General features: G+C 67.6%; 18 protein-coding genes. 7 read left to right on the top strand and 11 right to left on the bottom strand.

The genetic code is table 11. The features are described from left to right. Positions 1-250: 250 nt before the first annotated feature. The 5 genes from HNP47_RS12895 to HNP47_RS12875 all read right to left on the bottom strand — a co-directional run bounded on the left by HNP47_RS12895 (position 251) and on the right by HNP47_RS12875 (position 6,941). Positions 251-661, bottom strand: a complete 411-nt coding sequence (locus tag HNP47_RS12895) for a copper-binding protein (RefSeq protein ID WP_035307582.1) — start codon at positions 659-661, stop codon at positions 251-253. After that, the gene (locus HNP47_RS12890) at positions 658-3,810 is read right to left on the bottom strand and encodes an efflux RND transporter permease subunit (protein ID WP_112863184.1); all 3,153 of its coding nucleotides are present in this window, start codon (positions 3,808-3,810) and stop codon (positions 658-660) included. The genes HNP47_RS12895 and HNP47_RS12890 overlap by 4 nt, the downstream gene beginning before the upstream one ends. Next, positions 3,807-5,108 (bottom strand): efflux RND transporter periplasmic adaptor subunit, encoded by a 1,302-nt coding sequence (locus tag HNP47_RS12885; RefSeq protein WP_112863185.1) that lies wholly within the window; start codon positions 5,106-5,108, stop codon positions 3,807-3,809. The genes HNP47_RS12890 and HNP47_RS12885 overlap by 4 nt, the downstream gene beginning before the upstream one ends. Then, a complete protein-coding gene (locus tag HNP47_RS12880; RefSeq protein ID WP_135194144.1) occupies positions 5,105-6,463 on the bottom strand; it encodes a TolC family protein in 1,359 nt (452 codons plus the stop codon). Before HNP47_RS12880 ends, HNP47_RS12885 begins: the two co-directional genes overlap by 4 nt. A 115-nt stretch (positions 6,464-6,578) precedes the next feature. Continuing rightward, positions 6,579-6,941, bottom strand: coding sequence for a hypothetical protein (locus tag HNP47_RS12875; RefSeq protein ID WP_088582514.1), 363 nt, complete (start codon positions 6,939-6,941; stop codon positions 6,579-6,581). Positions 6,942-7,113: 172 nt separating this feature from the next. On the opposite strand from HNP47_RS12875, the gene copC reads away from it, so the two are divergent. The 3 genes from copC to HNP47_RS12860 all read left to right on the top strand — a co-directional run bounded on the left by copC (position 7,114) and on the right by HNP47_RS12860 (position 9,816). Beyond that, complete coding sequence (copC, locus tag HNP47_RS12870) at positions 7,114-7,476, top strand: copper homeostasis periplasmic binding protein CopC (protein ID WP_088582513.1); 363 nt, start codon at positions 7,114-7,116, stop codon at positions 7,474-7,476. Between the two features lie 6 nt (positions 7,477-7,482). Next, on the top strand, positions 7,483-8,418 hold the full coding sequence (gene copD / locus HNP47_RS12865; protein WP_184279852.1) for a copper homeostasis membrane protein CopD: 936 nt from the start codon (positions 7,483-7,485) through the stop codon (positions 8,416-8,418). A gap of 126 nt (positions 8,419-8,544) precedes the next feature. After that, a complete protein-coding gene (locus HNP47_RS12860) occupies positions 8,545-9,816 on the top strand; it encodes a type II restriction endonuclease (RefSeq protein WP_088582921.1) in 1,272 nt (423 codons plus the stop codon). Here HNP47_RS12860 and HNP47_RS16600 read toward each other — a convergent pair. From HNP47_RS16600 to HNP47_RS12830, 6 genes are all read right to left on the bottom strand, one after another. Further along, on the bottom strand, positions 9,779-10,102 hold the full coding sequence (locus HNP47_RS16600; RefSeq protein WP_205678542.1) for an isoprenylcysteine carboxylmethyltransferase family protein: 324 nt from the start codon (positions 10,100-10,102) through the stop codon (positions 9,779-9,781). The genes HNP47_RS12860 and HNP47_RS16600 overlap by 38 nt on opposite strands. Then, positions 10,099-10,440 carry a hypothetical protein gene (locus tag HNP47_RS12850; RefSeq protein ID WP_088582511.1) on the bottom strand — a complete coding sequence of 114 codons (342 nt, stop codon included), beginning with the start codon at positions 10,438-10,440 and terminating at the stop codon, positions 10,099-10,101. The genes HNP47_RS16600 and HNP47_RS12850 overlap by 4 nt, the downstream gene beginning before the upstream one ends. Next, positions 10,437-11,159, bottom strand: coding sequence for a PepSY domain-containing protein (locus tag HNP47_RS12845; protein WP_088582510.1), 723 nt, complete (start codon positions 11,157-11,159; stop codon positions 10,437-10,439). Before HNP47_RS12845 ends, HNP47_RS12850 begins: the two co-directional genes overlap by 4 nt. A 13-nt stretch (positions 11,160-11,172) precedes the next feature. Next, positions 11,173-11,643, bottom strand: a complete 471-nt coding sequence (locus HNP47_RS12840; protein WP_306418727.1) for a DUF411 domain-containing protein — start codon at positions 11,641-11,643, stop codon at positions 11,173-11,175. Positions 11,644-11,697: 54 nt separating this feature from the next. Then, positions 11,698-12,252 carry a nuclear transport factor 2 family protein gene (locus HNP47_RS12835; RefSeq protein ID WP_135194142.1) on the bottom strand — a complete coding sequence of 185 codons (555 nt, stop codon included), beginning with the start codon at positions 12,250-12,252 and terminating at the stop codon, positions 11,698-11,700. Between the two features lie 96 nt (positions 12,253-12,348). Then, positions 12,349-13,002 (bottom strand): DUF2231 domain-containing protein, encoded by a 654-nt coding sequence (locus tag HNP47_RS12830; protein ID WP_088582507.1) that lies wholly within the window; start codon positions 13,000-13,002, stop codon positions 12,349-12,351. Positions 13,003-13,118: 116 nt separating this feature from the next. On the opposite strand from HNP47_RS12830, the gene HNP47_RS12825 reads away from it, so the two are divergent. The 4 genes from HNP47_RS12825 (at position 13,119) to HNP47_RS12810 (ending at position 14,927) form a co-directional block, all read left to right on the top strand. Then, the gene (locus HNP47_RS12825) at positions 13,119-13,400 is read left to right on the top strand and encodes a hypothetical protein (protein WP_088582506.1); all 282 of its coding nucleotides are present in this window, start codon (positions 13,119-13,121) and stop codon (positions 13,398-13,400) included. Beyond that, positions 13,397-13,837, top strand: coding sequence for a Spy/CpxP family protein refolding chaperone (locus tag HNP47_RS12820; RefSeq protein ID WP_088582505.1), 441 nt, complete (start codon positions 13,397-13,399; stop codon positions 13,835-13,837). Before HNP47_RS12825 ends, HNP47_RS12820 begins: the two co-directional genes overlap by 4 nt. 8 nt (positions 13,838-13,845) lie before the next feature. Next, positions 13,846-14,424, top strand: coding sequence for an RNA polymerase sigma factor (locus HNP47_RS12815; RefSeq protein WP_245159370.1), 579 nt, complete (start codon positions 13,846-13,848; stop codon positions 14,422-14,424). A gap of 176 nt (positions 14,425-14,600) precedes the next feature. Beyond that, positions 14,601-14,927: a hypothetical protein gene (locus HNP47_RS12810; RefSeq protein WP_135194141.1), complete on the top strand. Its 327-nt coding sequence runs from the start codon at positions 14,601-14,603 to the stop codon at positions 14,925-14,927. The last annotated feature ends 10 nt before the right edge of the window (positions 14,928-14,937 follow it).

Here is a 14,937-nt window from a genome sequence, read left to right as displayed (position 1 = left end):
CCAACGCTGCGGTCCCTCAGTCCACGGTTCGGCTTGTTCGCACGACATCCCCGCGCCGAGCGCCGCCTCGAAGCCCATTCGGGTTCGGACCGAAACAACTCGGACAGTCGGCACTGTCCATCTTCACGCCGCTTTGAAGCCGTCTGCTGAACCCATAAAGGCTCGACGCGGCGGAGAAGCCAAAGGTTCCCCGCCGCGTCGTCAACCCGGACGCCGCCGCCCCGTGCGACGACAGTCCGGCAGCAGGGGATTACTGCGGCCGAATCGCCTTCACTTCGCCCGCGCTGCCTGTAACGACCAGATCAAACTCGACCCGGTCGCCGACCTTCGCCTGGTCAATCAGGGCGGGTGACGCCGCGAAGCCCATGGTCATCGCGGGCCATTCCAGACTGGCGATCGGCTCGTGCTCGATCGTGATCTTGCCGCCCTCCGCGTCGATGGCCGAAATCACCCCGCGCGCGGTCGCGGACTCCTCTCCGGCCGCCGACGACATGGCGTCCATCTCCGCCGGCGCCGCGGGGGCAACGGCGGAACCGGTGGCGGCTGGGGTTTCCGTCTCCGTCGCCGGCTGCTGACTGCAGGCCGCCAGGGCAATGACCGCCCCGGCTGACAGGCTCAGGCCGAGGGCGAGCCTGGCCGACTTCACGAACAGGTTTTTCATAGGGTAGCTCCTTGGGTGGGGGTTTGGGTGGGACGTGATTTCCGGCGTCTCAGGAGGAGATAGCCGGCTGGGATGACGAGCATCGACAGGAGGGGCGCGGTGATCATGCCGCCAATGACTGGCGCCGCGATCCGGGTCATGATCTCCGACCCCGCGCCGTGGCCGATCAGGATCGGGAACAGACCGCCCAAGATCACGGCGACCGTCATCGCCTTGGGCCGGACCCGCAGAAGGGCGCCCTCGCGAACGGCCTCCTCGACCTGCTCCCGGTCGGGATCAGGTCCTCGATCCTTCAGCGCATGTTTGAGATAGATCAGCATCACGACGCCGAACTCCGCCGACAGGCCAGCGAGGGCGATGAAGCCAACCCCGGTCGCGACCGACTGATCGAAGCCCATCAGATAGAGCAACCAGAAGCCGCCGGTCAGGGCGAATGGCAGGGTGCCCATGATGAGGAGGGCTTCGTCGAAGCGCCCGAAGGTCAGATAGAGCAGGATGAAGATGATCACGAGCGTGGCCGGAACCACGATCTTTAGCCGCTCGGCCGCCCGTTCCAGATATTCGAACTGGCCGGAGTAGGCGATGCTGACGCCCGGCGCGAGATCCACCTCGCTGGCGACCGCCTGACGCAGATCGGCGACGACAGACGCGAGGTCGCGCCCCCGAGTGTCGACATAGACCCAGGTGGTCAGCCTGCCGTTCTCGGACTTGAGCATCGGCGGGCCGTCCGCGATCTGGATATTGGTGACCGTGCCAAGGGTGATCTGCTGGCCCGACGGCGTCAGCATCGGCAGGGCGCGCAGTTGCTCCAGACTGTCGCGCAATTCTCTCGGGTAACGGACGCTGATCGGATAGCGGGCGAGCCCCTCCACCGTCTGTCCGATCGTCTCGCCGCCCACGGCGCCCGATACGATCGATTGGACATCGGCGATGTTCAGGCCGTAGCGGGCCGCCGCGCGCCGGTCGATGTCGATGTCGACATAACGCCCGCCGGTCAGGCGTTCGGCCAAGGCGGAGGTCACGCCCGGTACGGTCCTGGCGACATCGGCCACCTGGGCCGCGATACGGTCCATCGCGGCCAGGTCAGAGCCGGACACCTTGACGCCGACGGGGCTCTTGATGCCCGTCGCCAGCATGTCGATGCGATTTCGGATGGGAGGGACCCAGACGTTGGACAGTCCGGGGACCTGAACCGCGCGATCGAGTTCTTCGATCAGTTTTTCCGGGGTCATGCCCGGCCGCCATTCATCGCGCGGCTTGAACTGGATGGTGGTCTCGAACATCTCCAGCGGAGCCGGATCCGTGGCGGTTTCCGCCCGGCCCGCCTTGCCGAACACGGTCGCCACTTCGGGCACGGTGCGGATCATCCGGTCCGTCTGTTGCAGCAGTTCCGCGGCCTTGGCCGGGGAGAGACCCGGCTGGGCCGAAGGCATATACAGCAGGTCGCCCTCGTCCATCGCCGGCATGAATTCGCCGCCGAGCTGGCTAAGAGGCCAGGCGGTGGTGGCGAAGATCAGCAAGGCTGCCACCAAGGTCTTTCTGGGATGATGCAGCACCCAGTCCAATGGCCCGCGATAGATGCGCGTGAGCCAGCGATTGATCGGATTGCTCTGTTCGGCCGGGATCCGTCCGCGGATCAGATAGCCCATCAGAACCGGCACGAGAGTGATGGACAGGATCGCCGCCGCCGCCATCGCATAGCTCTTGGTAAAGGCTAGGGGCGCGAACAGCCGGCCCTCCTGGGCCTGCAGGCTGAACACCGGGATGAACGACAGGGTGATGATCAGCAGGCTCAGGAACAGCGCGGGGCCGACCTCCACGGCCGCCTCGGTGATGACCTTCCAGCGATCTTCGCCCGCCAGCTTTTCATCCGGGTGATCGTGTTCCCATCGTTCGATGTGTTTGTGGGCGTTCTCGATCATGACCACCGCCGCATCCACCATGGCGCCGATGGCGATGGCGATGCCGCCCAGCGACATGATGTTGGCGTTCACGCCCTGAAGATTCATGATCAGGAAGGCCGCCAGGACGCCCAGCGGCAGGGTCAGGATGGCGACCAGCGCCGACCGGGCGTGCCAGAGGAACAGGCCGCAGACCAGGGCGACGACTATGAACTCCTCGATCAGCTTGCCGCTCAGATTGTCGATCGCCCGGTCGATGAGCTGCGAGCGATCGTAGGTCGTCACCACTTCGACTCCCGGGGGCAGTCCGGCTTTGAGCGTCTCGAGTTTCTCGGTCACGGCCGCGATCGTGGCGCGGGCGTTTGCGCCGGATCGAAGGATGACGACGCCGCCCGCGACCTCGCCTTCGCCGTTGAGCTCGGCTATGCCGCGTCTCATCTCCGGGCCGATCTGGATGGTCGCGACATCCCCGAGGCTGATCGGCACGCCTCCAGCCGCCGTGCGGAGCGGCACGGCCCGGAAGTCGTCGAGCTCGGTCAGATAGCCGTTGGCGCGGATCATGTATTCGGCTTCGGCGAGCTGGAGCACCGAGCCGCCCGTCTCGCCGTTGGCGCGCTGGAGAGCGTCCACCACCGCCTGATGGGTGACGCCGTAGGACGCGAGCCTGACGGGGTCGAGCACCACCTGGTATTGCCGCACCATGCCGCCCAGGCTGGCGACCTCGGCGACCCCCGGCACGGTCTTCAGCTCGTAGCGGAGGAACCAATCCTGCAGGCTTCGCAATTGCGCCAGATCGTTGCGGCCTGTGCGATCGACCAGGGCGTATTCATAGACCCAGCCTACGCCGGTGGCGTCCGGACCAAGTGCCGGTTGGGCGGTCGCGGGAAGCCGCGCCTGCACCTGGCTGAGGTATTCGAGGACCCGGGAACGCGCCCAGTAGAGGTCCGTCCCATCTTCGAACAGCACATAGACGAAGCTGTCGCCGAAGAAGGAATAGCCTCGAACCGTTCGCGCGCCGGGTACGGACAGCATGGTGGTCGCCAGAGGATAGGTGACCTGGTTCTCGACGATCTGGGGCGCCTGCCCCGGGTAGCTGGTGCGAATGATGACCTGCACGTCCGACAGGTCCGGCAAGGCGTCGACCGGCGTGCTGCGAACCGCGAACAGGCCGGCGGCGAGCAGGGCGACGGCGGCCATAAGGACGAGGAAGCGCCCCTTGACCGAGGCGCGAATGACCGCGGCGATCATTGGCTCGACCTCCCGCGCGAGGCGGGCGCGGCCATGGATGCGCCCGTTGGGGCGGCGGTGGCGGGCCGGGACGTCGGGCCGATCGGCCGCGCCGTTACGCCTGACAGGCTGGCTTCGGAATCGATCAGGAACTGCCCCGACGCGACGATCCGTTCGCCTTCCCTGAGACCGGCGAGGATCTCGGTTTGCCCCCCGGCTTCTCGCCCGACACGGACCTCGGCCGGTTGATACCGGCCTTCCGGCCGGGCGAGCATGACAATGTCCCGTTCACCCGTTCGGATCACCGCCTCGGTCGGCACGAGCAACGCCGTCGTCGAACCGCCGCCGAAGGTGATCCGGCCGAACATGCCGGGGCGCAAACGGCCCCCGCGATTGGCCATTTCGATCCGTCCCGTGACCGTGCGGCTGTCGCCGACGAGTTCCGGCAACAGGGCGGTCAGACGACCCGTGAACCGCTCTCCCGGGAACGCGGTCAAAGCCACCTCGACGGACTGTCCGACCCTTAGCCGGCTCCCCAGCGCCTCCGGGATGGCGGCATTGACCCAGACGGTGGCCAGGCCGTTGATCTCGGCCAAGGTCATGCCTTGGGTCACGCTCATGCCGGCGCGCACGCCCAGGGTCTTGATCACGCCGCCAGTGGGCGTTGAGATCGTGATCGTGTTTCGCGCCCGCCCGCTGCGCTCCACCGAGGCGATCAGGCTCTCGGACATGCCCATCAGCACCAGTCGCTGCCGCGCCGCCTGGATCAGGGGCGTGTTGCCGGTGCGCCGTACGGCCAGATATTCCGTCTGGGCGCCGCCCCAGGTCGGGATGAGCAAATCGACCAGAGGCGCGCCCGCAGCGATGACATCGCCCGGCGCGCGGTTGTAGACTCGCTGCACGAAGCCGTCGGCCCGCGACTGGACCACGGCGATGTCGCGTTCATTGTAATCGACCACCGCCGTGGCGCTCAGATCGCCCTCAAGGTCGCCACGGCGAGCCGTGGCATACCGGACCCCCAAATTCTGGGCCAGCGCCGGATCGATTCGAACGCCGGGGGTGGCGGTCGTTCCCCCCTCATCGGCATATTTGGGGATGGTCTCCATGTTCATGGACGACTTCCCCGGCCCCGGGTAGCGTTCGTTTGGAACCATGGGATCGTACCAATAGAGGATCTCGCGCTCCCCTCCCCCCTCGGCGGTCTCACCGCCGGCCCCATCCAGCCGCGGAGCGACGACGATGCCGGCCCCGACGCCGACCCCGACCAAAAGAAGCGCGCCCATGGCGATGCCCAGGCGTTTGTTGCGAAGGGCGTTCATCGGTCGTCGTTCCCATAGGTGAGAGTGATCTCGACCACTTGACGCATCACGGCGGCCTCGCGATCGAGCGTGTCGAGCCGGGCGTTGGCCACGGCGGTGAAGGCTTCGAGAACTTCAACGATGCCCGCCCGACCCGCCGCATAGCTCGCGGTTTCGAGATCGGAACGCTGAAGGACACTGGGCAGAACGACGTCGCGCGACCGGACCCATTGATCGTGAGCGGTCGCGTATTCGGCCAGGGCGCTTCGCAGCGACGCGGTCAACACGCGCTCAGCGTCCTCACGCTCGGCGGTGACCCGCAGCGCATCAGCGGCGCGCGCGGCGATGACGGGATCCTGCCTTCGACCGGGAAAGATCGGCAGCCGCACGCTCGCTCCGACGGAGAACAGATCGCCGAACCGCTCATCGCGGCGGGCGTAGCTGGCTTGGAACGACCAGTCCGGGCGACGTCCGGCGCGGGCCAGGTCGACCTCGGCTTCGGCGCGGCGCGCGGCGGCTCCATAGGCCCGCACGGTCGGCAGCTGGGCGATGCCGTTCCGCAAGGCGGTCAGGTCGAGATCGTCCTGCGGCGGCGGGCCAACCGTCTCGGGATCGGCGTCGCCCGTCCACCGGGCGAGTTCGGCTCGCGCCTTCTCGATGTCGGCGGCGAGACTGCTGCGGCGATCGTCAAGATCGGCTTTGAGCTGAACGGGCCCGAGAGCGTTGGCGGGCCGATAGGCGCCGGACGCGACTCCGGCCGGGGCGGCGTCCCACAGGGGTTGCAACGTCGCCAGCAGCTCTTCCAACGCCGCAAAGCGGCGTTCGGCATAGAACAGGTCGATCCACGCAAGGCCCACGGCGACCCGGACCTCTCGTCGCGCGACGGACTCCTCAGCGCCGGCGACGCCGATCGCCGCCTCGGCGATGTCTCGCTCGGCGCGACGACGCGCGCGGCTGGGCACCTCCTGCTCGACGCCGATCCTGAGCATGGTGAAGTCTTCATCGAATTGCCCCGCGAACGGCCCGGTCACCGGATATCCGTCGAGACCGACGGAGAGCCGGGGGTCCGGCAGAAGCCCCGCTGCCGGAACGGCCGCACGAGCGGCGTCGACACCCAATGCGCTGGCGCGCAGACTGGGTGCGCTGAACGCCGCGCGGGCCAGGGCCTCGTCGAACGTCTGGGGGTCAGCCTGGGCCGGCGCGGTCCAGACGCTCAGGAGCAGAACGGAAGCGGGAAGGATCGCCCAGCTTGCGGTTAGCTCACGGCACCGGGTGGGCGCCGAAGCCTCGGCTCGCCGCGTCGTGACGCGCGGCAGGCGGACACGGGGCGGCTGACAAGCAGACGCGCGTGTCGCCGTCCTCAAACGAATGGTCATGAAATTCCTCGAAACCATCGGACCCGCCGTGAGGGCAGGACACCGGCGAAGGGCTCAGATCGATCGGTTACCGCGGCGTAACGTCGCGCACGGCCTACCGTTCAGCGAAAGCGTTCTAAGCCAGCCGTTTCGGCGGATTCTTCAGTGGAAGCGGGCCTGCGCCCTCTCGCACGACATCGACGGCTGCGAACCGGAGTCCCCGCGGAGCCGAAGGCCGTTGAACGGTCGGCGCCGGCGGCATGGGCGCCGCGACGGCGGCGCAGCCCATCTTGGCGATGCAGTCGGGCGTCATCTCGTCGCAAGGGCTAGTAGCGCCGCCGGAAGGCCCGTCCGCCATCACCATCATCTCGGCGCAATCCATGTCCGCCATGCCGCCCGTCGCTTCGAATACCTGGAACGGCGTGGCGTGCGCGGACGACTGGCCGACGAAGCCGGCCACCGCCAGGGCGAACAGAAGGGTGCGGACGAGGTTCCACATGCGCGTTCATCCCACGCCCGTCGGCCGGCCGTGTCAAGCGACCGACGGGCTGGCGTCGGGCGCGCGCAACGCAATGCTCCGGATCAGCGCGCGCCCGCCCGCAGTTCGAACGAGGGATTCAACCCCGGCGCCCGTATAACTCATTGAACCCCTCTGGTTTCGGAGCCTCCCTATGACCACTCGCAAAATCCTTTCCGTCGTCGGCGCCGTCGGCGCCCTGCTGTTGGGGGCGACGCAGGCTGCCGCCCACGCGCGCGTCGTCGCCTCCAACCCGGCGGCGAGCGCGAGCATCGCCTCGCCGCGTTCGCTGACGGTCACCTTCAGCGAACGCGTCGTTCCCGCTTTCTCGGGCCTCGAGGTCGTGAACGCCGCCGGTGCCAAATTCCCGGTCGCGACCACCGTCTCCGATGACGGCATGACCGTTTCGGGACGGACGGCGCGACCGCTCGCGGCCGGCGCCTACAGCCTCAACTGGCACGCCGCCTCCGCAGACGGCCACCGTATGACCGGCGCCATCGCCTTCACGGTGCGCTGACCCATCGTGCTCGACGTTCTGGTCATCCTGCTCCGGCTCGCGCAGTACGGCGGCGCTGTCGTCCTGCTCGGGACGCCGCTATTCCTCCTCTACGGGTTGCGCGGGTCGGACGCGGTGGCCCTCGGCTGGACGAGATCCTTGCTGGTCAGCGCGGCGGCCGTGGTCGCCATAGGCTCCGCCGCCGCCTTCGCGGCCCAGACCGCTGTGATGGCGGGCTCGCTGACTGAAGGTCTCAAGCCGGCGACGCTCGGCTTCATGCTCACGGGCACGAGCCTCGGACCCGCCTTTCTCGTCCGGACGCTGGCCGCGTTGCTCGCGCTTCTTGCGCTCATCCAAGACAAGCCGTCCCGCGGCCTGTGGGGATTCTTCGCCGTCGCCGGTCTGATCGTCGGCGCCAGCTTCGCCTGGACGGGACACGGCGCGGCCACCGAAGGCGCCGGGCGCTATGTGCATCTGACGGCCGCTATTTTGCACAGCTGGGCGGCGGCGGTGTGGCTCGGCGCGCTCGCGGCGCTGCTTATCCTGACCTTCGGGCGACGGTCAAAAACGGTTGATAGCGACAGGATCCTTCATCGAGCGCTTCACGGATTTGCCGGCGTCGGAACCGCATCGGTCGCCGTCCTGGTTCTGAGCGGACTGGTGAACAGCTGGTTCATGGTCGGACCCGATCGTATCGCTGGCCTCTTGAGCACGCCCTACGGTCTGCTGTTGACGGGCAAGCTCGTGCTCTTCGCGCTCATGCTGGTTCTGGCGGCCGCGAACCGCTTTTATCTGACGCCCCACCTCGGCAGCGCCCTGGACGATCCCGAGTATCTTGGCCCCGCCATTTCACGGCTGAAACGCAGCTTGGTGATGGAGACCCTCCTCGCCCTGGGGCTGCTGGCCCTGGTGTCCATCATGGGAACCCTGGCTCCGGTCTCGGCCATGGAAATGGCGATGTAGCCGTTGGCGCGCGCCGAACGCGCTGGAGCCAGGTGCGTCGCACGCGCTCTTGGGACCGGCTGCGAATGGCCGTTGGCCCAGCGACCTGGACCCGCCTAGACTGCTCAAGAATTGAGGGGGCGCGCCGTGTCAGATCGAGTTCGTGATCTTATTGAACAGTGGCGGCGCGACCCGGCTGCGACCTACCAGACCTGGTTCTTGTGGGACGAGCGTCTGAAGAATTTCCGCTCCATCCGTCGCGGCATCGGCCAGGTCGTCAAGGAGATCGAAGCAGGCCGGTTCGGCGTGGCCTATCGCGGGTCGTCGCTGGAGACGATCGTTCATTCGGTGGCCGAACAACGGCAGATCTTCAAGGGCGCGGACCATGCCTTCCTCTGGAAGCCCAAACTTCGCATCCCGGACATCTACGAAAACCCGGCCAATCAACGCGCTTTCGGCCGGCTCCTGCATCACTGCAGCTGTTGTTCGACAGCAACGGAAATTCTCGCGGGCATCCGCACGATCGACCAACTCCGAATCAAGGGACTCGGGCCTGCAGTGGCCAACCTGATCTATTTTCTCCATCCCACCCACGTTTCGCCGTTCAATACCGCGATCGTCAACGGCTACAACGCGATCACCGGATCAAAGGTCAAGCTCGGGAGCTGGGAGCACTACCTTGCGATGCGGCAAGGAATTTTGGCCCTCAACGCTCGCTACAGCGATCTTCTGTCCAACGATCTCGGGGCGATCGCGGGCTTCCTGTTCGACGTGGGCTCCGGCCGTTATCCCGCGCCGCCCCTGGACGACGAGAGTCTGTCCGCCAGCGGCTGGGACGCGCGGCTGGCCGAAGCGCGCGCCGAAGCGGTCAAGTTCGAGAAGACCGCGCTCCAGCAGGGCGAGACGGACCGGACCCACACAGAGATCCAGGCCTGGGTCCGTGATCTGGGTCGCGCGCTGGGCTACAGGGTCTGGATCGCGTCCAATGACCGCGGGCGCCAGCACGAGGGCGCACGCCTGAGCGAGGGCTGCCTAGAACAACTACCGCCGTCGCTGGCGAACGGTCCAGGCGCCGAGTCCATCCGGCTGATCGACGTACTCTGGCTGGAGGGAGACGCGGACCGCGTGGCGGCCGCCTTCGAGGTCGAGCATTCCACCACGATCTACTCCGGTGTCGTGCGAATGCTGGACCTCGCCCTGTCAGGCGAACTAAACATCTCCGCCGGCCTTTTCCTGGTCGCTCCCGACAGCCGCGAAAACGATGTGCGGGCGCAGTTGCAACGTCCGGCCTTCAGCCGGATCGCCGATCTCAATGTGCGCTATCTGCCCTACGGAGAACTGGAACGGCACCGGGCATCAATCGCCCGCTTCGGAACCGGTCTCAGGGCTCTGACCGAGATTTCGCACCGCGTGACCTGATCGTCGGTGACTGGCCCGCCTCGCATCCAGGTCGTTCTGGCTCACAGGCCTGATAGGCAAGAGCGCGATCCTCCAGCCGCACCCGCCAGGTGATCAGCATGGCATTAAGCGCGGTGAACACCACTGCTATCCAGACCTGGCCGAAAACCAGCGGCAGGATGGCGATCTCAAGAGATGCGATCCAGTAGTTGGGATGACGAATGACCCGGAAGGGCCGGATCGGACTAGCGGCGCGCCGGGCAGGTGATGATCCGAGTGGTCCAAAACCGGCCAAGGTCGCGATCACCCCGCTTGCTCCAGCGCGCTCGTCGTGCTCTCGGCCATCAGGGCGACTGCGTGTTCCAGGAACAGGTCGTTCCGCTCCGCGAAGCTGTGCGGCTGCAGATACCAGTCCATTGGGACGCACGAATGCCGTGTGTCGATCAAGGCGTTTCGATAGATAGGCGCCAGCCGCTCGAAACCGCCGTGGGTCGTGGCGAACATTTCGGCCCCGTTGGCCGCGACGTCCTCTTGCCGCAGGATGTGCGGCGGCCAGGCGGTGGTCAGGGCGGCGAGACGCGGTGGTGAAGTCCGGTCGTTGTCTCTTGGCAGAGCTTCCTGTGATCGAGCCGTCGCCTGCCTCATGGCTCCCGCTTGCGAACCGCACGCGCCATTTTCAGGTCGCGGGAGATCCGTATCCACAGCAGGATGAAGCCCGAAATCACAATGCTCAGGGTCAAGGCGGTAGTGATGATGATCAGGGGGTGATTGAAGTCCTCGCCGTCGTTCCAGTCCATGACGTGCAGTCGCCAGAAGAAGTCGAAGATCCGCCACACGCCCGAGCGGCGCGTCACCACTTCGCCTGTCGCTGGCGACAGGTAGAAGGCCGTCTTTTCGCGGTCGGCGAAGTCTACCCGCCACAGCGGTCCGGTGCGTCCCGTCTCCTCGGGCGCCGTCGCCAGAAGAACCGCGCCGGAAACCCGCGCCTCGCCCTTGTACGCGCCCTTGGCGAAGGCCGAGGCGTCGGCGGCCGACATCGGTCCGAACGGCCGGCCGGTCGCGGCGGACACGACGACTGGCTCGCCCGACGCCGGCTTCAAGGTCCAGGCCGCCCCCCGCGGCGTCGTGTGAAGCTCCGCCTGGACAGGCGCGACGCCCGCTCGGCGCGCGATCTCGCTCAGTGCCGGAAGCGCGCCGAGCTCCAGCGGGCTCGGCTTGAGGTCAACCGCCCGATGTTCGCCGCGCACCGTCTCGATCGGAATGGCCGTCATCACCAGACCGCCGCCGACCCAGAACAGGACCTGAAGGCCGACGACGAGCGCAATCCATTTGTGCAGCTGGGTGGAGAGCTTGAGAACCTTCATCCCTGGGCCTCGCCTAGCCGTGACGCGCGAAGACGCGCGTACCGCCGCCCTTGAGGATCAGCAGGGTCTCATAGGGCTCACGTTGGCCGTCTGGCGTCTCCATGCCGGGAGACCCCAGCGGCATCGCCGGCACTGCGAGGCCCACGGCCTCGGGACGTTCGGCCAGAAGCTTGCGGACATCCTCGGCCGGCACATGGCCCTCGAGGACATAGCCGCCGATCATGGCCGTGTGGCAGGAGGCGAGCGCCTCGGGCACGCCTTGGGTGCTGCGTATAGAGCGAAGGCTCGGGAGTTCGTTGACCCGCGCCTTGAAGCCGGCGGCGCGCATGTGATCCACCCAGGCCGTGCAACAGGCGCAGGTCGGGGTCTTGTAGACCGCGAGCTCGGTCGATGAACGGGCGCCCGGAGCGCAGGCCGCGACGGCGACGGAGCCGGCCCCCGCGGCCAGAAACGCACGGCGTGAAAGGGTGGGCATCGATCTCATGGGTCCCTCTGGCGAGCGATATCTGGAGGCCGCCGATGACGGTCGCCGCCGCGATCAGGCGGCGGGGCGGAAGGGCCGGGCCGAGGAGTGATAGACGTCGAACCTCCACTCGTCACCCCGCTTGCGCAGGACGCTCGTGGCGGCGCCGCGGCGCTCTATGGGGGCCCGGGCTCCGTCCTTGAAGGTGATGTGGAAGGTGTAGGTCTCGCTCACGAAGGCGGTGTCGCCGTCAACCTCGACTTTCATTTCGTGGTTGCGGAAGTCGAAGCCGGCCAGATCGGCGAATTCGGGCCCGAGATGGTGCTCCAGATAATAGGCGAACGATCCCTCCACGCCGCCGTTCTCGAAGATCTCCGAGTCGGTCCAGAACAGGGCCGGCGTCTGCGACACGTCCATCCGCTCGATGGCGTCCTTGTAGGCGGTGACGACCGCTCGGACCTGGGCCTCGTCAGCGGATTGCGCATCGCCGGGGGCGTGCGCCGAGCCTGGCGTATGGGCCGAGCCGGGGGCGTGGGAGCGGGCCGGCGCCTGTGATTGAGCTTGCGCTTGGCCGGAGGTCGCGAGGAGGGCGGCGACCGCCGATCCGGCGAGTGCTGAACGGAACATCATGGTGCAGTCTCCTGGTTTGCCGCGGCCGCAGTAGAACCCGGTCCGGCGAAGTAGATGAAGAACGAGGCGTTCGGGCGACGACGGACCCCAAGGCCGTCAGAACATCAGATGCCTCATGCCATGGGTCAGCATCCCGCCCAGCAGGCCGTTGACCACCACGGCGGCGGCGGTCACGGTCAAAAGACCGATGTAGATCAGCTCGCGCCCGCGCCCCGGCCGGCGGACCCATTGTTCCTTCGCCCACCAGCTCAGCAGGCCGAGCGCGGCGATCGAGGTGCCGAGCCACCGATGGTAGAGGTGAGTCACATCGTCCTTCCCGGGCAGCCCCATAGCGAACCATCCCAGCGCCACCGCGGCGACCGCGGAGATCGCCGCCAGGGCGATGATCACCCGCGTGCCCTGGGTCAGGACCGGCCGACGCAGCGTCAGGGCGGCGATCTCGAGGAGCGCGGCGACGAGGAACAGCGCGATCGGGAAATGGACGGCGGCGGGATGCATGGCGCCGAGCCAGCGATACAGGCGCTGGGGCATTGGCTTGGGACCCTCGTCCGCCGTCATGGCCCCGTGGTCCATGTCCATAGCCATCCCCGGCATGGCCATCACGCCGCCTTCTGGCACGGCGCCCGCCGGCGCGGCGGCCTGGGCACGGGCCGCGGCCTGCTTGTCATGATCCTCGTGCGCGAACGCGGGCGCGCTGACAGACAGCGCCACCACCAGGGCGATCCCCGACAGAAGTTTGCGTATCGACATTGTTCTCTCCCATCCCGTCCCTTCTGCTAACTACGCACCGGGGAGGCCGTCCCCTCGTTTGAGGGATTTGGCTTGTTTCGGCGTAGTAGGGATTAGGGGCGCAAGGAGAGTGTTCGATGGCGCGTAATTTGGATGATCTTTTGGCCGGATCGGCGGCGACGCCCTTGGGCCGGTCGCTCGACGGGCTCGAACCGCTCGTCTGGAGCCGGGTCGACGCGCTTCGCGGCGAAAGGCTCGCGTCGCAACTGCGTTTGGGGGCCGTCGCCATGGCCCTGGTCACCGGCCTGACGGCAGGCGGCGTCGGCGCGGTCGCCGCCCCCAGACCGGCCGGGGAGATGGCCATTTTCACGGTCGACGCGGGCCTGTCGCCTCTGGTGAGACTGGAAACCGGCCGATGAAGCGCGGCTGGCAGGCCATCGCCCTGACGGCCGTCCTGGCGGCGGTCGCCAGCGGCGCGGGCACTTGGATCAGCGCCAGCTGGGTGCTGAGCCGGCGCGAACCGCCATCCCTGCACGACATCGTGCACCACGACCTGAAGCTCTCGCCCGACCAGCTGACCCGCATCGACGCAGTCGAAGCCCGGTTCGCCGCGCGCCGGCCCGCGCTCGAAGCGGACGTCCGCGCGGCCAATCAGGAACTGGCGCGCGCGATCGCACGGAGCGACGGCGACGGTCCCCAGGTCCAGGCGGCGGTGGACCATTTCCACGTCGCCATGGGCGCCTTGCAGAAGGAGACGATCGCCCACGTCTTCGAGATGCGGTCCGTTCTGACGCCGGCCCAGGCCGAGGTATTCGACGACCGTATCGTCGAGGCCCTCGCGCCCGACGAAGGCTAGCGTTCCGCGTGGACAGCCCCAACGACCTGTCAGCCCGCGCCGCCGGCGGGGACCGGGCGGCCTTCAGCGAGTTGATGCGGCAGACCAAGACTTCTCTGTTCCGTTTCGTCCGGCGCTATGTCGGCGATGAACAGGACGCCTGGGACCTGTTGCAGGACACCTATGCGGCGGCCTGGATCAACATTCGCCGCTACGACCCGGTCCGACCCTTCGAGGCCTGGATCCGGACCATCGCACTCAATAAATGCCGGGACTGGAGCCGTCGCCGCTTCGTTCGGCGGCTCATCCGGGGCGGCGTCGACCTGTCGTCGCCGGAAGCCATGTCCGTGCCGGACGGGGCCGAAGCGGTGGATGACCGGATGGATGCCAGCGCAAGGCTGGCGCGGTTGAACGAGGCTGTGAGCCATCTGCCGCCGCACCTCAAGGCTCCGCTTCTGCTGACGGCGATCGAGGGGCGCAGTCAGGCGGAAACGGCCGGGATGCTGGGTGTCTCCATCAAGACCGTGGAGACCCGCGTGGCGCGGGCTCGTCGCAAGCTGTCCGAGGCGCTGGACGACACGCCCGCTGTCCGGGCCGCTCTTGAGTGATCAGCTCGAGGGTCCTCGGAACCTTCGTCGCGCCTTAGCCCCGCTCGGGCCGCAGCGGCGCTCCGTCGATCGACCTCCAGGCGGCGAGGGATGCGGCGCCCGTCCGCGTATTCTAGTATGAGGGCGTCGCGGGAAATCGACCCGATCATCGCCCTTTTCTTTCAGGAGCTTGTCACATGAGAGTCCCGATCCTAGCCGCCGCAGCGGCGATCACCTTGGGCGCCTGCCAGCCGGCCGCCGACCCTCAACCGGTCGAGGCCCAGACGGCGCCGGGCGCCTCGGCGACGACCCCGATGGAGGCCGCGCCGGTCGCCACGCCCGAGCCGACCCCGCAGCCGCAGGCCGCCGCATCAGCCCCGGCGCCGTCCCCCCGGGCCTCGACGCCCCGACCGACCCGCCCCGCGCCGGCGCCAGCACCCGCCCCGACGCCGCCGCCGGCCGATCCGATGGCCGGCCATGACATGTCGAAGATGGACGGCATGACCATGCCGCCCAACCAGTAGTCCACGTAAG

The sequence above is a fragment of the Brevundimonas vesicularis genome (genome assembly GCF_014204545.1).
GTDB lineage: Bacteria > Pseudomonadota > Alphaproteobacteria > Caulobacterales > Caulobacteraceae > Brevundimonas > Brevundimonas vesicularis_B.
Note: the sequence above shows the minus strand (reverse complement) of the source record. Positions and strands in the feature narration are given on the sequence as shown.